The organism is Vibrio kanaloae (assembly GCF_024347535.1).
GTDB lineage: Bacteria > Pseudomonadota > Gammaproteobacteria > Enterobacterales > Vibrionaceae > Vibrio > Vibrio kanaloae.
The window spans coordinates 2,821,592-2,843,328 of sequence record NZ_AP025497.1; the positions used below are offsets into that span (position 1 = coordinate 2,821,592).

At 45.1% G+C, this 21,737-nt stretch carries 19 protein-coding genes; 4 read left to right on the plus strand and 15 right to left on the minus strand.

Annotated elements, in window-relative coordinates; genetic code table 11:
- Entirely contained in the window at window positions 1-942 is a 942-nt protein-coding gene (locus OCV24_RS12655; RefSeq protein ID WP_077679893.1) for a DUF481 domain-containing protein, read from the plus strand.
- 162 nt (window positions 943-1,104) lie between these two features.
- On the opposite strand, the gene rplI is transcribed toward OCV24_RS12655, so the two are convergent.
- The 5 genes from rplI to rnr all read right to left on the minus strand — a co-directional run bounded on the left by rplI (window position 1,105) and on the right by rnr (window position 6,084).
- Complete coding sequence (gene rplI / locus OCV24_RS12660; protein WP_136997320.1) at window positions 1,105-1,557, minus strand: 50S ribosomal protein L9; 453 nt, start codon at window positions 1,555-1,557, stop codon at window positions 1,105-1,107.
- A 38-nt stretch (window positions 1,558-1,595) separates the two neighbouring features.
- On the minus strand, window positions 1,596-1,823 hold the full coding sequence (gene rpsR, locus OCV24_RS12665) for a 30S ribosomal protein S18 (RefSeq protein WP_000090472.1): 228 nt from the start codon (window positions 1,821-1,823) through the stop codon (window positions 1,596-1,598).
- A 131-nt stretch (window positions 1,824-1,954) separates the two neighbouring features.
- Window positions 1,955-2,368: a 30S ribosomal protein S6 gene (gene rpsF, locus OCV24_RS12670; RefSeq protein ID WP_004735855.1), complete on the minus strand. Its 414-nt coding sequence runs from the start codon at window positions 2,366-2,368 to the stop codon at window positions 1,955-1,957.
- A gap of 321 nt (window positions 2,369-2,689) precedes the next feature.
- Complete coding sequence (gene rlmB, locus OCV24_RS12675; protein WP_046225115.1) at window positions 2,690-3,430, minus strand: 23S rRNA (guanosine(2251)-2'-O)-methyltransferase RlmB; 741 nt, start codon at window positions 3,428-3,430, stop codon at window positions 2,690-2,692.
- A 155-nt stretch (window positions 3,431-3,585) separates the two neighbouring features.
- Entirely contained in the window at window positions 3,586-6,084 is a 2,499-nt protein-coding gene (gene rnr, locus OCV24_RS12680) for a ribonuclease R (RefSeq protein WP_017055712.1), read from the minus strand.
- A gap of 247 nt (window positions 6,085-6,331) precedes the next feature.
- On the opposite strand from rnr, the gene OCV24_RS12685 reads away from it, so the two are divergent.
- On the plus strand, window positions 6,332-7,741 hold the full coding sequence (locus OCV24_RS12685; protein ID WP_046225117.1) for an amidohydrolase: 1,410 nt from the start codon (window positions 6,332-6,334) through the stop codon (window positions 7,739-7,741).
- Window positions 7,742-7,902: 161 nt separating this feature from the next.
- On the opposite strand, the gene motX is transcribed toward OCV24_RS12685, so the two are convergent.
- Complete coding sequence (gene motX, locus OCV24_RS12690; RefSeq protein ID WP_017055710.1) at window positions 7,903-8,538, minus strand: flagellar protein MotX; 636 nt, start codon at window positions 8,536-8,538, stop codon at window positions 7,903-7,905.
- Window positions 8,539-8,998: 460 nt separating this feature from the next.
- Window positions 8,999-10,315 carry an adenylosuccinate synthase gene (locus OCV24_RS12695; protein ID WP_017055709.1) on the minus strand — a complete coding sequence of 439 codons (1,317 nt, stop codon included), beginning with the start codon at window positions 10,313-10,315 and terminating at the stop codon, window positions 8,999-9,001.
- A gap of 172 nt (window positions 10,316-10,487) precedes the next feature.
- On the opposite strand from OCV24_RS12695, the gene OCV24_RS12700 reads away from it, so the two are divergent.
- Window positions 10,488-10,676: a DUF2065 domain-containing protein gene (locus OCV24_RS12700; protein ID WP_017055708.1), complete on the plus strand. Its 189-nt coding sequence runs from the start codon at window positions 10,488-10,490 to the stop codon at window positions 10,674-10,676.
- A gap of 145 nt (window positions 10,677-10,821) precedes the next feature.
- Here OCV24_RS12700 and hflC read toward each other — a convergent pair whose 3' ends face one another.
- From hflC to tsaE, 8 genes are all read right to left on the minus strand, one after another.
- Window positions 10,822-11,802 (minus strand): protease modulator HflC, encoded by a 981-nt coding sequence (gene hflC / locus OCV24_RS12705; RefSeq protein ID WP_046225119.1) that lies wholly within the window; start codon window positions 11,800-11,802, stop codon window positions 10,822-10,824.
- Between the two features lie 2 nt (window positions 11,803-11,804).
- A complete protein-coding gene (hflK, locus tag OCV24_RS12710; RefSeq protein ID WP_017055706.1) occupies window positions 11,805-13,007 on the minus strand; it encodes an FtsH protease activity modulator HflK in 1,203 nt (400 codons plus the stop codon).
- A 27-nt stretch (window positions 13,008-13,034) separates the two neighbouring features.
- Window positions 13,035-14,342 carry a ribosome rescue GTPase HflX gene (gene hflX / locus OCV24_RS12715; RefSeq protein ID WP_017055705.1) on the minus strand — a complete coding sequence of 436 codons (1,308 nt, stop codon included), beginning with the start codon at window positions 14,340-14,342 and terminating at the stop codon, window positions 13,035-13,037.
- Window positions 14,343-14,386: 44 nt separating this feature from the next.
- Window positions 14,387-14,650, minus strand: a complete 264-nt coding sequence (hfq, locus tag OCV24_RS12720; RefSeq protein WP_017055704.1) for an RNA chaperone Hfq — start codon at window positions 14,648-14,650, stop codon at window positions 14,387-14,389.
- Window positions 14,651-14,843: 193 nt separating this feature from the next.
- Entirely contained in the window at window positions 14,844-15,776 is a 933-nt protein-coding gene (gene miaA / locus OCV24_RS12725) for a tRNA (adenosine(37)-N6)-dimethylallyltransferase MiaA (protein ID WP_017055703.1), read from the minus strand.
- Window positions 15,777-15,872: 96 nt separating this feature from the next.
- The gene (gene mutL / locus OCV24_RS12730; RefSeq protein ID WP_150878988.1) at window positions 15,873-18,101 is read right to left on the minus strand and encodes a DNA mismatch repair endonuclease MutL; all 2,229 of its coding nucleotides are present in this window, start codon (window positions 18,099-18,101) and stop codon (window positions 15,873-15,875) included.
- A 51-nt stretch (window positions 18,102-18,152) separates the two neighbouring features.
- The gene (locus tag OCV24_RS12735) at window positions 18,153-19,868 is read right to left on the minus strand and encodes an N-acetylmuramoyl-L-alanine amidase (protein WP_060467033.1); all 1,716 of its coding nucleotides are present in this window, start codon (window positions 19,866-19,868) and stop codon (window positions 18,153-18,155) included.
- Window positions 19,862-20,326: a tRNA (adenosine(37)-N6)-threonylcarbamoyltransferase complex ATPase subunit type 1 TsaE gene (gene tsaE, locus OCV24_RS12740; RefSeq protein WP_017055700.1), complete on the minus strand. Its 465-nt coding sequence runs from the start codon at window positions 20,324-20,326 to the stop codon at window positions 19,862-19,864. The genes OCV24_RS12735 and tsaE overlap by 7 nt, the downstream gene beginning before the upstream one ends.
- 247 nt (window positions 20,327-20,573) lie before the next feature.
- Between tsaE and queG the strand changes: the two genes are divergently transcribed.
- Window positions 20,574-21,716 carry a tRNA epoxyqueuosine(34) reductase QueG gene (gene queG, locus OCV24_RS12745; protein WP_017055699.1) on the plus strand — a complete coding sequence of 381 codons (1,143 nt, stop codon included), beginning with the start codon at window positions 20,574-20,576 and terminating at the stop codon, window positions 21,714-21,716.
- The last annotated feature ends 21 nt before the right edge of the window (window positions 21,717-21,737 follow it).

Sequence of the window (21,737 nt, forward strand, 5' to 3'; positions counted from 1 at the left end):
TTGCTGACTGAAACCACCAAGGGTAGCATTACGATCTTTCCATTAATTCACTGTATAACTGGGGTATGCGTGTCCAAATTATTGGCTCTGAGCACTGGCCTTCTGAGCACAGGTCTCTTGAGCACTCCGTTGGCTTTAGCTGATGATGCTAAACCCTCTGTTGATGCAATACTCGACTCTATAGTAGTACCAGAAGCTACCACTGAACCGCTTGTCGTTGCACCGGCACCCGAAGAAGATATGGATATCGTACCGAGTGATACAGAACTGCCTAATCCACTGAAAACCGAAGTTGAATTTGGTTACCAATCACATAATGGTAACTCAGAATCCCGCTCGCTTAATGCTCGCCTTAATGGTGAGTACACCTCCGGGCGCCATAGAACCAGTGGTGAATGGAAATACTACAACCTCTACAAAGATGGTGAAGAGGATAAAAGGCAATCGACGTACTCAGCTCAAAGCGACTACAAATTAAGCCCTAAAACCTATCTTTACGGCAGCTTTAAAGGCGTCGACTCTCGATACAGCGCGTACTTTAAAGACTACACCGTTTCGAGTGGCCTTGGTTATCAATTTTCAAATACAGAAGAATTTATATTAGAAGTGGAAATAGGGCCTGGTTTTCGTTACCAAGAACCTAACCTTGATGAGATAGACGATGATGACATCATCTTCCCCGACATTGTTGAGGAAGCGATTTTCCGTGGCAACGTGAATACGTCATGGCAAGTTTTGCCGAACTTACAATTCAAAGCGAATGTGACTGTTGTGTCAGGACACAGCAACCTAAACTTTGATACTGAATTAGAAGCGATCAACGATATCACTGATAATATTGCGTTGAAGATCGCTCACTCTCGTCAATACCACGACAAGGTGCCTAATGGGTTGAGCAAAGAAGACTCAGTGCTGTCTGTTAACCTGTTATTCCAATTCTAATCTGAACAACTGCTTGTTCAGCAATAAGAGCATTTAGATCACCGTAAGCTTTTTACTTACCACAACCCTTCCTTATATTTCCTATATCCCAGACATAAAAAAACACCAGCCGTAGCTGGTGTTTAAAACTTTCAAAAGAAAGAATTCGTCTTGGTACTGAAATTACTCAGCTGCAACGATAGTGATTTTCGCAGTAGCAAAAACTTCAGATTGAAGTTGGATGCTTACTTCGAATTCACCAGTGTTACGTAGAGCGCCTTCAGGTAGGCGTACTTCGCTCTTAGCTACTGCAACACCTGCCGCTGTAATAGCGTCAGCGATGTCACGAGTACCGATAGAACCGAATAGTTTACCTTCGTCACCAGCTTTAGAAGCGATTGTAACGCCTTCTAGAGTGTTAACTTTCTCAGCGCGAGCTTGAGCAGCAGCTAGTTGCTCAGCAACTTTAGCTTCTAGTTCAGCACGGCGAGTTTCGAACATAGCAACGTTGTCTTTAGTTGCCATAACTGCTTTACCCTGTGGGATAAGGAAGTTACGAGCGTAACCAGATTTAACGTTTACTTGGTCGCCAAGGCCACCTAGGTTACCGATCTTATCAAGTAGAATAACTTGCATTATCTTTGTCCTCTTAAACTATTGTTAACTATTACCGATTACTGATGCTTATCAGTGTACGGTAGTAGTGCTAGGTAGCGAGAACGCTTGATAGCGCGAGCTAGCTGACGTTGGTATTTAGCACTTGTACCAGTGATACGGCTAGGTACAATTTTACCAGCTTCAGTGATGTAGTTTTTTAGAGTTGCTACGTCTTTGTAGTCAATCTCTTGTACGCCTTCTGCAGTAAAACGGCAGAATTTACGACGACGGAAGAAACGAGCCATGGGCTATCTCCTGATCTAAATTTAATAATGCGGTATTGACACAAGCTTATAAATAAGCGAAAGCAAATGCTTGAAGTGAAATACCTAAACGAGTTGAATAAAATTTAATGACCTAAAGGGTCAAAAAAGAATTACTCAGCAGCAGCTTCTGGCTTAGCTTCTTCTTCACGACGAGGTGCACGTTCTTCACGGTCATCACGACGAGGAGCACGCTCTGCACGCTCTTCTTTTTGCTTAAGCATGATAGATTGCTCAGTCACAGCGCCTTTTGTGCGCATGATCATGTTACGTAGAACTGCATCGTTAAAACGGAAAGCAGTTTCTAGCTCGTCCATCACTTCTTGGCCAGCTTCAACGTTCATAAGAACGTAGTGAGCTTTGTGAAGTTTGTTGATTGGGTAAGCCATTTGACGGCGGCCCCAGTCTTCTAGACGGTGGATAGTACCACCAGCTTCAGTGATTGAACCAGTGTAACGCTCGATCATGCCAGCAACTTGCTCGCTTTGATCAGGGTGAACCATGAATACGATTTCATAATGACGCATTTGGTTGCTCCTTACGGATTATTAGCTTCCACGAAAGGCTCGGTCGTCCAAGGGAAGCAAGGAACTAAAGAAAAATGACCGAGTTTTAAGGACGGCAAATATTATAGAAAGAACCCGGTATTAGCAAGCGGTATTTGGCTAATAATGAAACAGTTTTCCTTTCGCCATCTAGCCATCCAAGAAAGTGAAATATTCTCTCTCTTGAGCCAGAAAAAGAAACGCTCACCAACTCGGGTGAGCGTTAATAAATTCATAGACTTAGAATAGTTCTAATGCTTTATGTCGTAAAGCATCACTACCCCCAGTATTACTGAGTAGGCGTTATTGAGCTAAACGCTGTCTTACCGCTTCGAATAGGCAGATACCTGACGCTACAGAAACATTCAGGCTAGACACGCTGCCTGCCATTGGAATCTTAATCAAATCATCGCAAGTTTCACGCGTTAAACGGCGCATACCATCACCTTCCGCGCCCATCACTACAGCCAATGGGCCAGTTAGCTTCGCTTGGTAAATATCATGCGTTGCTTCACCCGCAGTTCCCACAAACCATACGCCCTGCTCTTGCAATGCACGCATTGTGCGAGCCAAGTTGGTTACACGTACTAGAGGAACCGTTTCAGCCGCACCACATGCTACCTTGCTTACCGTTGCCGTTAACGGCGAAGAGCGGTCTTTCGGAACGATAACCGCAGCCACACCAGCCGCATCGGCATTACGAAGGCAAGCACCGAGGTTGTGAGGGTCTGTTACGCCATCTAAAACCAACAGTAATGGCTGTTCATGTTGCGCTAGAATATCGTCTAGGTGCGTTTCATTAAGCTGCTTAGCAGGCTTTACCTTCGCGATAATACCTTGGTGATTCGCACCTTGTGCTTTTTCATCAAGCGGCTTACGGCCCATCTGTTGGATCGATACACCAAACTGCTGCAGTTGGTTCAGCAATGGAAGAAGACGCTCGTCTTGGCGACCTTTCAGTACATACGCTTCAATAAAACGTACTGGATCTTTTTCTAGTACGGCTTTCACCGCGTGAATACCGTAAATAAATTCGTTACTCATTATCTCAAGTTACTCATAGTGCTCAGAGAAGAGTGCATCCATTCCGACACCTCCCTCTCTGTGTTGTTTATTTCGAGAGTATGCGTTTTTCGCCTGATACTCTCGTATTCAATTAGTGAAACGCTAAACCGTGCTGGTCCTTGTAAACCAAAATATTAAGACTTATCCGCTTTTGGCTTACGACTTGCTGCCCGTTTTTTCTTAGCGCGAGCTTTAGCAGCACCGGTTTTATTCGCCGATTTCTTCTTATCAGACTCTTGAGTACTACCGTCTGGTCGCTTAGTTGGCTCAACCAAAGGCTTCGCAGACGTTCCTGGTTGATTGCTCTTTACTGCCGAGCGTTTCTTGCTCTTTGCCTTTTTCATCGCATCTGCTGCGCGTTTCTTGGCCGTTTTTCCTTTACCACGCGGCTGACGCTCAGTGTCTTCCAAATCAAAGTCAATTTGACGAGTTTCTAAGTTAACCGCAGAAACTTTCACTTTAACCGAATCACCCAAGCGGTAGATATTACCAGAGCTCTCACCCACTAGGCGCTGACCAACAGCATCAAATTGGTAGTAATCATTCGCTAGCGCAGAGATATGAACCAAGCCATCAATGTGCAGTTCAGTTAGACGAACAAAGAAGCCGAAGCCAGTCACGTTGGCAATAACACCATCCATCACTTCGCCGACATGGTCTTGCATGTATTCACATTTCAGCCAGTCGTTCACTTCACGTGTTGCATCATCCGCACGACGCTCAGTCATTGAACACTGATCACCGTAGAAATCCATGTCATCGAACGTGTAGTGGTACCCACCCGTTGGTGTCCAACGTTCGCTGCTGCGACCTTCTTCTTTAGCGATTAAGTACTTAATTGCGCGGTGTAACAATAGATCAGGGTAACGACGAATTGGTGAAGTAAAGTGCGCATAACGCTCCAGTGCCAAACCAAAGTGACCCGCATTATCTGCGTTGTATACCGCTTGCTTCATCGAGCGTAACAACATGGTCTGAATTAGCTCACGATCTTCACGCTCATGAATTTTCTGCATTAATTCGGCGTAATCTGTTGGTGATGGAGATAACCCTCCTTCCAACGTTAGACCTAACTCACTTAAGAAGCTTTTAAAACCAACTAAACGCTCTTCTCCCGGTGTTTCGTGAACACGGTATAGAGCAGGCTCCTTCGCTTTTTCTACGTAAGACGCCGATGCGATGTTCGCGAGAATCATACACTCTTCAATGATCTTGTGTGCATCGTTACGGACTACCGGCTCAATACGGTCGATCTTACGATCCGCATTGAAGATAAACTTCGTTTCTACCGTTTCAAACTCAATCGCACCACGCTCATCACGCGTTTTCTTAAGCACTTTGTACATCTTGTGCAGTTCTTCAAGATGCGGTACTTCTGGCTCGTAACGCTCGCGAAGCTCTTCATTGCCATCTAAGATCGCGCCTACTTTGTTGTAAGTCAGACGAGCATGAGAGTTCATGACAGCTTCGTAATGTTTGTAGCCTGATAGTGTGCCTTTGTCTGAGATAGTCATCTCACACACCATACATAAGCGGTCGACTTGAGGGTTCAATGAACATAGGCCATTGGACAATATCTCTGGCAACATTGGTACGACTTGCGATGGGAAGTACACCGAGTTACCTCGGTTAATCGCTTCTTTATCTAGCGCTGTATCTGGACGAACGTAGTAACTTACGTCTGCAATGGCCACCCATAGGCGCCAGCCCCCGCCTTTTTTCGCTTCACAATAAACCGCATCATCAAAGTCACGAGCATCTTCACCATCAATCGTGACCAATGGCAGTTTACGTAGATCAACACGTCCTTCTTTTGCTTCTTCAGGCACATGCTCGCCTAGGTTTGCGATTTGCTTATCAACCGCTTCAGGCCACTCATTTGGGATCTGGTGAGTGCGGATCGCGATCTGCGTTTCCATACCCGGTGCCATGTTCTCACCGAGAACTTCGGTGACTTTACCCATCATGTTACGAGAACGACCACCGCGATCCGTAATTTCAACCACAACCACATTACCCATTCGAGCACCGCCTTTATGCTCAGTAGGGATCTGGATGTCATGGCTAATCCGTGAATCATCGGCGACCACATAAGAGTGGCCATACTCTAGGAAAAAACGACCAACAAGTGGCGTTTTGCGCTCTTCAAGAACACGAACCAAACGTCCTTCACGACGACCGCGCTTACTATTATCAGTCGGCTGAGCCAGCACGTAATCACCGTGCATGATGGTTTTCATCTGGTGATGCGGCAACAAGATATCGTTATCTTTACCGACACTGCCATCTGGGCGAACCCAACCATGACCGTCTTTATGACCAATCACGTAGCCTTTAATCAGTTCCATCTTCTCAGGCAATGCATAGCACTGACGACGAGTAAAGATGAGCTGTCCATCACGCTCCATTGCACGTAAACGACGACGCAAGCCTTCGTATTGCTCCTCACCCTCAAGACCCAAAGCTTCGAATAGATCGTTACGGTTCATTGGAATATTCGCTTTTGTTAGAAACGATAAAATGAACTCTCGGCTTGGTACTGGGTTGTCGTAATTTTTAGACTCTCGGTCTGCAAAGGGATCAATATTGGTTGTCGTGGTGGTATTTTCTGGCATCGGTGTTTTTTTTGACATAGGCGGGCCTGCTTAAGCAAGGAATGTATATACCCCTAGTATATCTGATGCTAGAGGTAACCTACAGATATGCTTTGGAAAAGCCTAAAATAACCTCAAATTGATGCATATTTCCCTTTGTTAAAAATGACTTCATCGCCATTATCTATCATCAGAACCTCAAGCAAACGATAAAACAAACGTTTGCTCGATAAATGAAATACTCTATGATTCTGATACTTTTCCCACTTCTGTTTCGAGTATTGATATGAAACTTAAACGCACTTTATTGGCTTCTGCAATGACAAGCCTAGCCCTATTTTCATTCGCCAGTTCAGCGATGGAAAAAGCAGATCTGATGATTACCGACGCTATGGTTCTCACGATGAACCAAGACAAAACGGTTTATGAGAACGGTACTGTTGTCGTAAAAAACAACAAAATCATTGCTGTAGGCGATGCTTCATTAGAGAAGCAATACCAAGCTAAGCAAGTACTCGATGTGGATGGCGATATCGTCATGCCCGGTCTCATTAATACTCATACTCACGTATCGATGACGGTTTTCCGTTCACTCGCCGATGATGTGCCCGATCGCCTCCATCGCTACATCTTCCCACTAGAAAAGAAACTGGTTTCGCGAGACATGGTCCGCATTGGTGCTAACCTAGGTAACATTGAAATGGTGAAAGGCGGTGTCACCACTTACGCCGATATGTACTACTTTGAGGATGAAGTCGCGAAAACTGTCGACCAGATCGGGATGCGTGCCATTTTAGGTGAAAGCGTGATTAAGTTCCCAGTCGCCGATGCGGCCAATGCCGAAGAAGGGATTAAGTACGCACTGAACTTCATCGAAGAATACAAAGATCATCCTCGAATTACTCCAGCGTTTGCCCCACATGCGCCTTACACAAATACGACTGAGATCCTGCAGAAAATTTCTAAACTCTCTTTAGAGCTAGATGTGCCAGTGATGATTCACCTTGCAGAATCACACCGTGAAGAAGAGAAAATCGCAGAACGTTCAAATGGACTATCACCAGTTCAATACATGGACAGCATTGGTGCACTCAACAAAAACCTCGTTGGCGCACACATGATCTTAGTGGATGATCAAGATATCGAACTTGTGAAAAAGTCAGACATGGGCGTTGCTCATAACATGAGTGCCAATATCAAATCAGCGAAAGGCGTATCCCCTGCCCTTAAGATGTATGACGAGAACATACGTATCGGTTTAGGTACCGACGGGCCGATGTCTGGTAACACATTGAGCACAATTGATGAGTTCAACCAAGTGGCTAAGGTTCACAAGCTGGTTAATAAAGATCGTGCCGCAATGCCGCCGCTCAAAGTGATCGACATGGCAACAATGGGCGCAGCCAAAGCATTGCACATGGAAGATAAAATTGGTTCTCTTGAAGCAGGTAAGCTCGCCGACATCATAGTGATCGATACCAAGGCACCAAACATGGTTCCTGTGTACAACCCATATTCAGCCTTAGTGTACTCTGCAAACTCGGGGAACGTTCGCCACACCATCGTGGATGGCAAGATCATCATGCAAGACCGCAACATGCTGACAGTAGACGAAGATAAGATTCGCCAAGAAGCGCTCGATTTCACCAAAGTGGTTCGTGAAACGGTCATTGAGTCTGGTGAGGTTGTGCAGTAACGACGAACACTAGCTCGCTACGGTTTTTAAAAATAAAAAACAGTGCAGATCAAAAAGGCCTCGCGGGTATTCACCGGCGAGGCCTTTCTGTTTCTATCTACCTTAATATTGATGAGTAACGAGTGCAGGAGTTAATCATCAACCTAAAATAGTATTCGTGGTTACCAGAATACATCTCGGCGCTTGGCTCGAGCGATAATGTTTTCAGGCATCCTCTGCTCTAACCCACTTCTAAGCACAGTAATGCGCTTGTGTTGCCTTTGGTCTGCCGTTACCGAGTTATATAACCAGCGATAAGCATCTTCGTAATCTAGCGGGCTACCATAGTCACGTAGCAACAGCTCAGCTAAATGAATACTCGCACTTAGGTTCCCCATAGCAGCCGCTTCACGTAGATACGGAATCGCACGTTCTTTGTCTTGTTGAACCAAAGTACCACGAGAATAATAACGTCCCAGTTGCTCTAACGCGGTGGGTAAACCTTGATGTGCTGCGTTTTCCATATAATACAAACCAAGCTCTACGTCTTGAGGAACACACACACCCCACGCCAACATATCACCATATAAAAACTCATAAGAAGGCAAGCTAATACGCGTCGCACGCGCAACGATATCTTCAACTAACTGGCACTTATCAGCTTTCACGCGCTCTAGGTGTTGATTATTCTCAATTAATTTAATCAATTCAGCTTCTGTATATATTGGAACGGGCTCCCCCACATCAGCCAAATTTGCATGACTCAAGGGTGAGCTCAGCGCCATTATCAATGAAGCTGCTACAATTCGTAGCCTCATACCTGCACTCTATTATCTGTCGTTAAAGTTATCTATTGAGGGCGACAGAGGATTTCTACGCGCACAAAATAGGGTGAACTTCACTTTCCATGATATCTGTATCGGCAATAACCTTGACGGCTTTAGACAAAACTTGCCGCTAACGGGCAATATTTTGCCAGATGGCGTGCAAAATATCACCACCCAAAGCTATATACCAATCGTAGTAAATAACTGCTCACTCTAGCTTGTTAAAATACTCGATAACTTCGTTAGAATTTTTGATTGTAGAATAACTACTTATCGAAAAATTCTGCCTTGTTCTCAAGCATTTTTCCGGCGCTATTTTTGATCACTTACTTACTGTGATTGGTATTCGACTCTCAAATTGCAGGTATTAAAAAGCCGACTTAACAAAGTCGGCTTTTAGAAACGATTTAATTATCACAACACTTTATGTGTTGAATCACTCAGACAGGCATTACGCGCTGTATGGGTGAACCTTAATGATAGTTTCGTTACGATCTGGGCCAGTTGATATAATATCAATTGGCACGCCAGTTAGGTCTTCGATACGTTTGATGTAATCAAGAGCAGCTTGTGGAAGCGCATCAATTGATTTAGCACCAAATGTGTTCTCAGTCCAACCAGGCATAGTTTCGTAGATTGGCGTTGCTTCTTCAAATGACTCAGCAGCCATTGGAGAAACCTCTAGGATAGAACCATCTTTCATCTTGTAACCAGTACAGATTTTCAGTTCTTCTAGGCCATCTAGAACGTCTAGTTTTGTTAGACAGATACCAGATAGAGAGTTGATTTGGATTGCACGACGCATAGCAACCGCATCGAACCAACCTGTACGACGTAGACGACCTGTTGTTGCGCCAAACTCGTGACCAACATCGCCTAAGTGCTTACCAATTGGATCTTGCTTCTCAAGGCCATCGTATAGCTCAGTTGGGAATGGACCTGAACCAACACGAGTACAGTAAGCCTTAGTGATACCAAGGATGTAACCGATGTGACGAGGACCGAAACCAGAACCTGCAGCAACACCACCAGCCGTCGTGTTAGAAGACGTTACGTATGGGTAAGTACCGTGGTCGATATCAAGTAGCGTACCTTGAGCACCTTCGAACATGATCTTGTCGCCGCGCTTACGTGCTGCGTCTAGTTCGTCAGTTACATCGATAACCATCGCAGTTAGCATGTCTGCGTAGCTCATCGCTTGCTCAAGTACTTCTTCGTAGCTTACTGTTTCGGCTTTGTAGAAATGCTCTAGTTGGAAGTTATGGAATTCCATGACTTCTTTTAGCTTTTCAGCAAAGGCTTCTTTATCGAAAAGGTCACCAACGCGTAGACCGCGACGAGCAACTTTATCTTCGTAAGCTGGACCGATACCACGACCCGTTGTACCGATAGCTTTCGCGCCACGAGCGACTTCACGCGCGTTGTCGATAGCAATGTGGTACGGAAGAATTAGAGGACAAGCTTCAGAAATGAAAAGACGTTCACGTACAGGGATACCGCGATCTTCAAGAGGCTTCATTTCTTTTAGAAGTGCGTCAGGCGATAAAACTACACCGTTACCGATAACACATTTAACGTTATTGCGTAGGATGCCTGATGGAATTAAGTGAAGAACGGTTTTTTCACCGTCAATTACAAGTGTGTGACCTGCATTGTGACCGCCTTGGTAGCGAACCACATATTTTGCATCTTCAGTTAAAAGGTCAACGATTTTACCTTTACCTTCATCACCCCATTGGGTGCCTAGAACGACTACGTTATTTCCCATCTTTCCAATTTCTGTTGCTAATTAAAAATGGATTCTAGCACTGAATCATGCTTCTTGCAGTCACTTTTTGTTCATAATCATCAAGGCCATTCAAAAACAAATCTGCGATAACTCAGGGCGGAGCTTTAAAGATGCTGATATCATTATCTTTTTATAAATATAAGGCAGCATGATGTCCCATTCAATTTGGCTCGCTATTGGGCTTGTTCTTATCGTCGAGGGGCTTGGGCCCTTAGTGGCACCAAACGGTTGGAGAAATATGGTTGCCCAACTTAGCCAGCAACCAGACACCCAGCTACGTCGCATTGGAGGCTGTCTTGTTGTCGCCGGAGCAGTTATCGCGTTCATGACTTATCGTTAGGCTTTCTCAAAGCACAACGCTGTTGAGCTGCCTCCCTGAAGTTTCAAAACAGTGAATTCTCAGCTGCCAGAAAACAAAAAGGCTCCCATGATGGGAGCCTTTTGATTTTTAACGCATTCTGCTAGTCATTAACTCACGAATCCGCTTATTTTTCTTGAACACCGCTTGCTTGATTCATGTAACGGAAGAAGTCTGTCTTCGGATCCAATACTAGAATGTCGCTCTTATCGCTAAATGATGTCTCATAAGCTTGCAGTGAACGCATGAAACCATAGAACTCAGGATCTTTGTTGAAAGCATCAGAGTAGATCTTCGCTGCTTCTGCATCGGCATCACCGCGCGTGATTCGAGCGGTACGATCCGCTTCAGCAAGCACAGTCGCTACTTCTAGCTCAGCTTGAGCGCGAATAACTTCTGCTTTCTCACGACCTTGTGAACGGTGCTTACGGGCAACCGATTCACGCTCGGCACGCATCCGCTTATAGATAGAGTCACTGATGTTGTCTGGAAGGTTGATTTTCTTCATTCGGAAATCAACAACTTCAACCCCAAGATCTTTAAACGCACTCTCACGAGTATCAGACAATACGTTTGCCATGATCTTATCGCGTTCACCATCAACCTCTAGCGCTTCCGCAGCCGCTACCGTTGTCACCACTTCGCTATCAGCAGAGTCTGGCAGAATATCCTCATTACGAGGACCTGACACGATTTGCTTAATTTCACGCGAACCGATCTCAGAACGTAATACATCAGTTACTTTACGCTCAAGTAGCGCTTCAGCCGTCAATGCATTACCGCCACCTGTTGCCAAGTAGTATTGACCGAAGTCTTGGATACGCCACTTAACGTATGAATCAATGATGACGTCTTTTTTCTCTGACGTTACGAAACGGTCTGAACGACCATCCATTGTCTGAATACGCGCATCAAGTGTTTTCACACGGTCGAACAATGGCAACTTAAAGTGCAGACCCGGTTCGTGGATCTGAGAGATATCATTGTTATCTTTCAATACACGACCAAAACGAATCACAATACCGCGCTCGCCTTCAGGAATCACAAATACTGACATTAGTAGTAAAGCCAACGTCACAACCAATACAGGGATCATTAACTTACGCATTATTAGTATCTCCCTTGACGTGAACTATCTGAACGAGTTTGAGTGCTAGACTTTGGATCCGCTTGAGTTTCTAACTCAATTTGATCGTAAGTCGATGGGGCTTTTGTCGAGCGCTTACCCGACTGACCTTCACCTTGAGCACCTAGCTTATCAATTGGTAGGTATAGCAAGTTACCGCTTGATTCTGAATCAATCAGCACTTTCGATGTGCTTGAGTACACTTTTTCCATTGTATCTAAGTACATACGGTTACGTGTTACTTCAGGCGCTGCTTGGTATTCCGGTAGCAATTTCTCGAACTGAGCCACTTGACCTAGAGCACCATTTACGATGCGCTCTGAATAACCAACCGCTTCTTTCTTCAAACGCTCAGCACGACCTGTTGCTTTTGGAAGAATGTCATTTCGGTATGCTTCAGCTTCACGTTCGAAACGCTCTTCATCCTCACGAGCCGCGATTGCATCATCAAATGCATCTTTCACTTGCTCTGGTGGACGTGCTGATTGGAAGTTCACATCAACAATCAAAATACCCATGTCGTAGCTATCGATAATACGATTTAGCGTTTCTTGAGTGCTTTGACGAATCTGTTGACGGCCACTCGTTAGAATACTATCCATCAGTGAATCACCAATTACCGCACGAAGCGCAGAATCGGTTGCTTGACGTAAACTGTCGTCCGCATTCGTTACACGATACAAGTATTTGTATGGGTCAGAAACACGGTATTGAACGCCCATCTCAACGGTCACAACGTTTTCGTCTTTTGTCAGCATAGTGCCTGAAGCACGTAGCGAACGAATCGCTTGAACGTTTACCAGTTGTTCCGCTTTAACTTCATCGATGAAACGTGGGTGCCAGTTAAGGCCAGGTTCTTCGATACGATCAAACTGACCCAGTCGAAGCACGACGGCTCTTTCTGCCTCACCAACCGTGTAGAAACCAGCAAAGAACCAGATAGCAATGGCAATAACGGCAATGACACCAAAGCCAATTGCACCGCCTCCACCAATAGATGGTCCGTTACCGCCACCACCTTTTTTACCAAACTTGCCACCTAACTTTTGACTTAGTTTATTAAACACTTCGTCTAGATCTGGCGGTCCTTGATCTCGGCCGCCGCGATTATTTTTATTACCCCAAGGGTCATTATCGCGGCCGTTATTATCACCGTTGTTATTATTTCCAGGCTCATTCCACGCCATTAGAAAGCTCCATCATTTGATATGACGTTATACTGTAGCAGTCTCTTTGGTAACGATAAAGTCACCTAAGAGCGCCCCTTCTCTTTTTTCAAGTTTAGACCAATCTATTTGTTGCATTCGGATATCTATCAACAAGTTACCATTTTCATCATACTCTTCTTGTTGAATACATTTCATCTCAAAGAATAAGCTGCGAATACGGCCCTGATGTTGATGTGGAATACACAACCGGAATTGAACCATCTGGCTAGCTAAACGCTCAGTTAAAGCTTCAAACAGCAGTTCAATACCTTCTCCTTCCATTGCAGAAACCCAAACAGCGCGAGGTGCGCCCTCTTCGTCTCTTTCAATTCGAGGTTTTTGGTCTTCCATGCAGTCAATTTTATTCATGACTACAAGGGTTGGCACTTCATGAGCATCAATTTCTTCTAATACTTCATGAACCGCCTGAATGTTCTCACGAAAGCGGTCATCACTGGCATCAACAACATGTAACAAAATGTCAGCTTCCTGCGTCTCTTGTAACGTAGCCTTGAACGCAGCGACCAAGTCGTGTGGTAAATGACGGATAAAACCTACGGTATCTGCGAGAATTGCAGGCCCGACATCTGCCAAATCAATCTTACGTAGTGTTGGGTCTAAGGTTGCAAACAGTTGGTCTGCCGCATAAACACCTGCACTAGTAATACGATTGAAAAGTGTTGATTTCCCTGCGTTGGTATAACCAACCAAAGAAATTGTTGGGATTTCAGCTCGATGACGAGCACGTCGTCCTTGTTCACGTTGTTTAGCTACTTTTGCTAAACGACGCAGTATTGCCTTTATACGGTCACGCAACAAACGTCGATCAGTTTCCAGCTGAGTTTCACCTGGACCACGAAGACCAATACCACCTTTCTGCCTTTCAAGGTGAGTCCAACCACGAATCAGTCGAGTAGAGATATGACGAAGTTGAGCGAGCTCAACTTGTAGCTTACCTTCATGAGTTCGCGCACGTTGTGCAAAGATATCTAAGATCAACCCCGTGCGATCAATCACACGACATTTACACAATTGCTCGAGGTTTCGCTCTTGGGCAGGAGAGAGAGAGTGGTTAAAAATCACAATTTCAGCACCGGTCAGCTGAACGGCTTGAGCGATTTCTAGGGCTTTACCTTCTCCAACGTAGTATTTAGGGAGTGGGGATTGGCGGCTACCAGTAATCACTTGTAGCGTTTCTACCCCCGCAGAGGAGACCAGCATTTCACATTCGCTTAGGTCTTCCCATTCTCCCTCTTGCGTGAAGTTGATATGAACAAGTACGGCTCGCTCGCCGGATTCATAACGGTCAAACAAGCAACCAACTCCTTATTACAGCATGTGCTGTATTCGTTAAATAATTAATCTTCAGTCTTCTCTGGACGATCAGATGGCGCACGTTGCTCGCCGTTGTGGTGACTAACCGCACGAGCAGGAACCACAGTAGAAATCGCATGCTTATAAACCATCTGGTTTACTGTGTTCTTCAATAAGATCACAAATTGATCGAAAGACTCGATCTGACCTTGCAGCTTAATGCCGTTAACAAGATAGATAGAGACTGGAATGCGCTCACGACGGAGTGCATTTAGGAATGGGTCTTGTAGCGATTGCCCCTTAGCCATTTTATTTTCCTTATTTGTATTTTGTTGTAATTATTTAGCTAGTGGTGCACAAAAAGGTGCGGCCTTTGCATCTGAGCTAAATGAATAAAAAAACTCCGTTGTTATTGAAAGGCTGTGATTTTTTAAAAGCCTCAATAACGGATCCTTTCCAGAGTATATTCACGCAAAAGCGATCACATTATACACAGCAATACTAATCAGATGCTATTGCATCTGAAAGAGTTTCTAACGCTTGTTCAATGTTTTCGCTATCTAACCAAGTTAAATCATCCCAACTGCGCAACCAGGTGATTTGTCGCTTGGCCAACTGACGGGTTGCACAGACACCACGGAAAACCGCTTCGTCTAAATCACAATTCCCGTCTAAATAATCCCACATCTGCCTATAACCAACGCATCGGATCGATGGGAGCTCTGGGTGAAGATCTTTTCTGGCGTACAACGCCTTCATTTCCTCTTCAAAACCCGCTTCTATCATCTTCTCGAAGCGCAGCTCAATACGGCGATGGAGTTCTGTCCTTTCCTTGGGAGCTATAGCAAATTGTTTTACACGAAATGGCAGGCTATCGCCTTTCGTTTGAGTGAGCTCAGTTAATGTTTTACCCGAAATTCGATAAACTTCCAATGCCCTTGAAAGCCTTTGTGGATCATTTCGGTGTATTCTTTCAGCTGAGACGGGATCTATCTCTCTTAATTGATCGTGCAGTGCTTGCCAACCTTGCTCGATAGATTCCGCTTCAATTTGCTTACGAATCTCTTGATCCGCGGCAGGTAATGGCGATAAACCTTCCAACAAGGCCTTGTAATACAGCATTGTGCCACCGACCAGTAGCGGGATTTTGCCTTCCGCTACAATCTTATTCATTTCATTGATCGCATCACGACGAAAATCTGCCGCCGAATACGCTTCGCTGGGATCCAGAATATCAATCAAGCGATGAGGCGCAAGCGCGAGCTCTTCCGCATCCGGTTTAGCGGTGCCAATATCCATATCTTTGTAGATCAATGCCGAATCGACACTGATGATCTCTACTGGGAACTTCTGACGTAAGCGGATAGCTAAATCTGTTTTTCCTGATGCCGTTGGGCCCATTAAAAACAACGCTAAAGGTAATTTTTCAGTCATGATATTTAGTATAATTTTCTCTGTTAGAGCCTTTATAGCAAAGGGCTTTATGTCGCGATACATTCAGCTGAAAAGATAAATGTGGTCGCGAAAAAGTTAAACCGAAAACGCGGCTATGGTCGCTGAAAAATCGATAGGATGAACAAACTCAGGATCATCTAATGGAAGTAGACCATGCCAAAGCTGTTCAAGTTCCCCAACGAGCTGAACCGCCTCAGATAAAGTGTAGTCGCTTTTTACTTGCGCGGTTTGAATCCCGATCCAGGAAGCCAGTGATGGCAACAGGTCGTTAACAACATTAGCCGCGTGATGCTCTACAATCTGGCCGTTTATTGAAGCCGCGTAAGATAACAGATCTGGGATCAAAATTTGTAAGTTTTGCTGTCTCAAGGGCGAAGGCACACCCATCACCATCACCGTCTCACTGTTGCGAGCCTTAAGCTCAATACCAAGTAACGTCAGTGTTTGGCTTAATGCTTTCGCTACCTCGACAAGTTCACTACCAAGCTTAATAGATAAAGGCACTAACAACGGTTGGCTTTTCAACGGTCCACTTTGAGTATCCATCTGACCAATAACACGCAACAACTCAGCCTTGGCTAAAGAAACCAATACACAGCCATTTTTATTGCCCATCACGAGGTACTGACGCTCTACAACGGTAACCGCCTTCCCCAAGTCAGTTACCGGAGCTCTTGGTTTCGTATCAACGGGCTTAATATCGTCAGGCTTATTCGAAATCGGATTCCTCTGCAAAGGCGCAACGTTTGCCTCTGATCTATCCACAACGACTTGCCTATCCACAACGGCTTGTTCATCAAAATCAGGGGTTTTTAGAAGCTCTTTGTAAGCTTTCACTTCGCGCCTAGAAGGCGCGGGATCAGCATGGTGTTGGTGCGACTCTTTTTCTTTCTTCGGTGCAGGGCGAGACTCTATCCATTCTTGACGAGGAGAGCCGGTAAAATTGGTTTCACGCTCAAGCGAGCTGAGGTGAGTGGACGAGCTTACGTTAGTTGATGAATTTGGGCTGGTTGATGAACTGGAGTTAGTTGATGAAGCATAGTCTTGCCCGCCGTCATTAACACGATCTTGAGACCGGTTAGAAGCTCGTTCAGGTTCTGATTTTCTTGGGTAAGCTGGCGTTTGCTCAATAGCCTGTCGCACCCTTTCTGACACTAAGTTTTGCTCTGAATCGGCAGGCACAGTGTCTTCTTGTTCGGAAACATTGGACGCATTGCTAGATTCAGAAACAGCACCATCTTGCTGATAATGATCCACGTCTAATTGATGAAAAGCCGACTGATTAATTGGCGCAGCGTCGATCTGTTTACTTTGCGCAAGACCATCACTCAATGCTTGGTAAATAAAATCATGCACAAGGCGTGCTTGATGGAAACGCACTTCATGCTTGGCAGGGTGCACATTCACGTCGACTTGATGCGGGTCTAGCTCAATGAACAACACATACGTCGCAAATTGGTCTGGTCGAAGGCTAGTTTCATAGCTTTGACGGATTGCATGGTTGATCAATTTGTCGCGCATCATACGGCCGTTCACATAGCAGTATTGCAGATCGCTTTGCTGCCTTGCTCCTTCAGGCGTGGTGATCCAGCCATGAAGTTTCAACCCTTGATGTTCGAGCTCAATCTTAAGCATATGACGGACAAAAGCATTACCACACACGGCTGCAATACGCTTTTCAGCCTGAACATCGGTTTTGGCCGCACGGTACTGACGAATCATCTTGCCGTTGTGACGCAGGTTGATCGTCACATCAAAGCGGCTTAGCGCAATTCGCTTAAGCAGTTCATCAATATGAGTAAATTCGGTTTTCTCGGTACGTAAGAACTTGCGCCGTGCTGGTGTATTGAAGAACAGATCCAACACCTCAACCGAGGTACCAATAGGGTGCGCAGCAGGCTGCAGTTTAACCTGCATCTCTCGCCCTTCACTGTGTGCAGCCCAAGCTTGATCTTGAGTTGCAGGGCGAGAGGTCATGGTTAAGCGTGCGACAGAGCTAATACTCGCCAACGCTTCACCACGAAAACCAAGGCTGACGATCGCCTCAAGGTCATCAAGGGTATGGATTTTGGAGGTAGCATGACGGCTCAATGCCAACGCAAGCTCATCTTTAACGATCCCCTTGCCATTGTCACGAACGCGGATCATCTTGGCGCCACCTTTCTCGATATCGATATCGATACGTGTGGCACCTGAATCCAAACTGTTCTCTACCAACTCTTTGACAACAGAGGCAGGCCTTTCTACCACTTCACCCGCTGCGATTTGGTTAGCTAACCGAGCTGGCAGTATTTTGATCGTCATATTCATAGCTACCTTACTGCCATTGATGGAAACATGTCTGCGTTAAAAAGCTTATTTGTGCGGAATAATCAGCACTTGGCCGACGGCTAAACCATCGGATCGTAGATTGTTCGCTTGGCGAATACTGTTAACGCTCACGCCATACTTAGAAGCAATCTTGCCAAGATAATCCCCTCGTACGACTTTATGCTTACGTAAGGGTACATCTTTCACCTCAACCGTAATACGTAACTTTTGGCCCACTCTCAGGGTTTCAGACTTCAAACGGTTCTCGCGCTTAATGTCCGCGACCAAAACTTTATAACGGCTGGCTATCTTGCCGAGATATTCTCCAGACTTAACCGTGTGCGTTATGGTCTTGGTTTTGACTGCACTGCTAGATGATGAGCCTGAAGCGCTGCTTGGGATCTTAAGCACTTGGCCGATTGCTAGGCTACTCGATTTCAGGTTATTGAGTTTCATCAAGGCCTGCGTCGACGTGCCATATTTGCTGGCAATCACAGATAGCGACTCGCCACGAGACACCTTATGTTGGCTAACGCTACCCGTTGATGATGTGGCCTTCGACAAGATGATCCCTTCAGGCGGATTCGCTTTCAAATACTTAACGACCGCTTTGGTCACAGCACGCGCAAGTTTATCTTGGTGTGAGCGTTGAAAAAGAAGCTTCTCTTCCGTCGGATTAGAAATAAAGCCTGTCTCGACCAATACCGATGGAATTTGTGGGGAACGCAATACTGCCAAACTAGTATTAATCGGCTTCCTATTATGCAGCCTTGCGACCTTACCCATTTCCGACAGGATCGCCGCTGCCAATTTATAGCCTTCTTTTTGAGAGTGACTAAACTGCAGGTCAAGCAAGGTTTGGTTGACATTCTTATCATACATATTGCTAGTGAAAGCCGCGCCGCTACCACCCAATAATTCGGATTGTTTCTCTTTGTTTTCAATCCAACGTGATATTTCGGTATTCGCACGTCGAGTATTCAACACAAACACCGATCCCCCTCTGGGTTGAGGTGTCGTAAAGGCATCCGCGTGAATAGAGATCAGCAGGTGAGCTTCATTCTCACGAGCAATCGCAACACGTCGGTTCAAGTTCACAAAGTAGTCAGCATTGCGTGTTAAGCGCGTCGTGATTCCTGGCACCGCATTCAACTGGGCTGCAAGCTTACGAGATATACTCAAAGTCGCATTCTTTTCGTACTTACGAGTTGGGCCAATCGAGCCTGGATCTTCACCACCGTGGCCAGGATCTATCACGATCAGAATATCTTTCTGACGCTTAACCTGATTAATATTTTTACTTACCGTTGACTTACTCGGCGTGGACTTATCTTTACTGATAGCACCATGAGGGAGGTCAATCACCAAACGGTGACCATATTGACCACCTGGCGTTGGGCTGAGTTTAAACAAATCGGCTTCAGACGACCTTTTCAACTCAAACACCAAGCGATAAGTGTTTTTCTCTGGTGGGGAACTCTTACGGACTTTCGACAGAATAGGGCTATCTTTCACCACAACAGGCAACTGGGTCGCAAGGTTGGTATTTTTTAAATCGACAACTAAACGACTCGGGCTACTCAGAGTAAAATAACTAAAATCAGCTTCCGATTGCAGATCGATCACCACACGAGTTTCTTCAGGAGAAGGCCAAACCCGCAAACCTTTAAGTGAATTAGCAAAAGAAAGTGAAGAAAACAGTAAAGATAAAATAGCAGCCATCATGGCTGCTGTAGAAAAAAGGCGTTTAGAAATCAACATAAATCCAACTGATTAAGTAAGCGCTGTCCGTATTCACTGTTAGCGGTTAAAGAAACAATACGGTGATCGTCTTGGTAACGAATCTCAATATCCAAATCAGCTTCCGGTAGCATCCCGTAGCCTTTCTCTGGCCACTCCACCAAACAGATAGCATCTGGAGTAAAGTAGTCACGAATTCCCATGAACTCTAACTCTTCAGGATCGGCTAAGCGATAGAGATCAAAGTGATACACCTGCCAATCTGCAAGTTGATAAGGTTCAACTAGAGTATACGTTGGGCTCTTTACATTTCCTTGATGGCCAAGTGCTTTTACAAAACCGCGACTGAAAGTCGTTTTACCGGCGCCAAGATCACCGTGCAGATAAATAGTCGTCTGCTGTGAGCAAAGATTAGAAAGCTCCGTTCCTAATTGAATCGTTGCTTGTTCATCTTTCAAAGTAAATTGCTTAATGCTCATGAATACGTTCTCTAAAAATCGATCGTTGACTATATAAAAATCAAAAGAACAAGAATAGTAAACCGTGATGCTTTTAGGAAACAAGCACTCAAGTGTAAGTTCTGTGAAAAATACTGACGAAAATACGTCTGTTCTGGTCAATACCGCTAAGATCCGTTAAGATCCGCCCCCATTTTTGCCGAACCTAATTTTAATTAGCCTTATCTCTAATTGTAAAACAGAGAAAATAAGAATTAAGAATCAAGCCATGAACCTAGACCATCTTGCTGAAAAAATTAAAATTTGGGGAAAAGAGTTAGGCTTTCAAAAAGTTGGCATCTGCGATGTTGATTTAAGTGAACACGAAGCTCCTCTTCAAGCATGGCTAGATGCGGGTAATCACGGCGAAATGGATTGGATGGCTCGGCATGGAATGATGCGAGCACGTCCTGATGAGCTTCATCCTGGAACGATTCGAGTGATCAGCGCCCGAATGAACTACCTACCACCAGAAGCGCAGTTTGCTTCTAATCTCAGCGATACCACTCAAGGCTATATCAGTCGTTATTCATTGGGCCGTGACTATCACAAATTGTTCCGTAACCAATTGAAAAAGCTGGGCCAAAAAATTGAGAAAGAAGTCGAAGGTTTAGATTCACGCCCATTTGTCGACTCTGCACCAATTTTAGAAAGGCCTCTTGCTCAAAAGGCAGGGCTGGGTTGGACAGGCAAACACTCACTAATCCTAGATAAAGAGGCCGGTTCTTGGTTTTTCTTAGGAGAACTGTTAGTTAACATCCCTCTTCCGGTCGATGAACCCAGTGTCGATGAATGCGGAAAATGTACCGCCTGTATCACCTCCTGCCCAACCGGTGCCATTATTGATGATGGCATAGTGGATGCTCGCAAGTGTATCTCTTACTTAACCATCGAGTTCGACGGTATTATTCCGGAAGAGTACAGAGAAGCGATTGGTAACCGTATCTACGGTTGTGATGATTGCCAACTCGTATGTCCTTGGAATCGTCATGCCGATATTACCGACCAAAAAGATTTCCACCGTCGAGAAGATTTCGAAGAGTCCGATCTGGTTGCTCTTTCAAGCTGGGATGAGGCTACTTTTCTCAAAAGAATGGAAGGTTCAGCGATCAGACGTATTGGACACACCCAATGGCTGCGAAACATTTTTGTCGCCATGGGCAATGCGCCTTTTCAACAACGCATTGTTGAATCATTAGAATCGTATCGCGGTCAAAGTGAATTATTGGATGTTCATATTGAGTGGGCTTTGGGAAAACAACTACAACAGTTACCGAACGCTAACAGGGAACAAGAAGGTCACAACAAAGTGTCTACCAAAAAGCACCGACTTATTCGTATTGTTGAAAAAGGCTTACCAAGAGACGCCTAGCCCTTTGTGCATCAACACTTA

Bases quoted from the DNA above. Each gene is read 5' to 3' on its own strand.
- rpsF (WP_004735855.1), bottom strand. From the start codon at position 2,368: ATGCGTCATTATGAAATCGTATTCATGGTTCACCCTGATCAAAGCGAG.
- rlmB (WP_046225115.1), bottom strand. From the start codon at position 3,430: ATGAGTAACGAATTTATTTACGGTATTCACGCGGTGAAAGCCGTACTA.
- mutL (WP_150878988.1), bottom strand. From the start codon at position 18,101: ATGACGATCAAAATACTGCCAGCTCGGTTAGCTAACCAAATCGCAGCG.
- rnr (WP_017055712.1), bottom strand. From the start codon at position 6,084: ATGTCAAAAAAAACACCGATGCCAGAAAATACCACCACGACAACCAAT.
- hflC (WP_046225119.1), bottom strand. From the start codon at position 11,802: ATGCGTAAGTTAATGATCCCTGTATTGGTTGTGACGTTGGCTTTACTA.
- motX (WP_017055710.1), bottom strand. From the start codon at position 8,538: ATGAGGCTACGAATTGTAGCAGCTTCATTGATAATGGCGCTGAGCTCA.
- OCV24_RS12735 (WP_060467033.1), bottom strand. From the start codon at position 19,868: ATGTTGATTTCTAAACGCCTTTTTTCTACAGCAGCCATGATGGCTGCT.
- hflK (WP_017055706.1), bottom strand. From the start codon at position 13,007: ATGGCGTGGAATGAGCCTGGAAATAATAACAACGGTGATAATAACGGC.
- rplI (WP_136997320.1), bottom strand. From the start codon at position 1,557: ATGCAAGTTATTCTACTTGATAAGATCGGTAACCTAGGTGGCCTTGGC.
- OCV24_RS12685 (WP_046225117.1), top strand. From the start codon at position 6,332: ATGAAACTTAAACGCACTTTATTGGCTTCTGCAATGACAAGCCTAGCC.
- OCV24_RS12695 (WP_017055709.1), bottom strand. From the start codon at position 10,315: ATGGGAAATAACGTAGTCGTTCTAGGCACCCAATGGGGTGATGAAGGT.
- queG (WP_017055699.1), top strand. From the start codon at position 20,574: ATGAACCTAGACCATCTTGCTGAAAAAATTAAAATTTGGGGAAAAGAG.
- rpsR (WP_000090472.1), bottom strand. From the start codon at position 1,823: ATGGCTCGTTTCTTCCGTCGTCGTAAATTCTGCCGTTTTACTGCAGAA.
- OCV24_RS12700 (WP_017055708.1), top strand. From the start codon at position 10,488: ATGTCCCATTCAATTTGGCTCGCTATTGGGCTTGTTCTTATCGTCGAG.
- tsaE (WP_017055700.1), bottom strand. From the start codon at position 20,326: ATGAGCATTAAGCAATTTACTTTGAAAGATGAACAAGCAACGATTCAA.
- miaA (WP_017055703.1), bottom strand. From the start codon at position 15,776: ATGACTGAAAAATTACCTTTAGCGTTGTTTTTAATGGGCCCAACGGCA.
- hfq (WP_017055704.1), bottom strand. From the start codon at position 14,650: ATGGCTAAGGGGCAATCGCTACAAGACCCATTCCTAAATGCACTCCGT.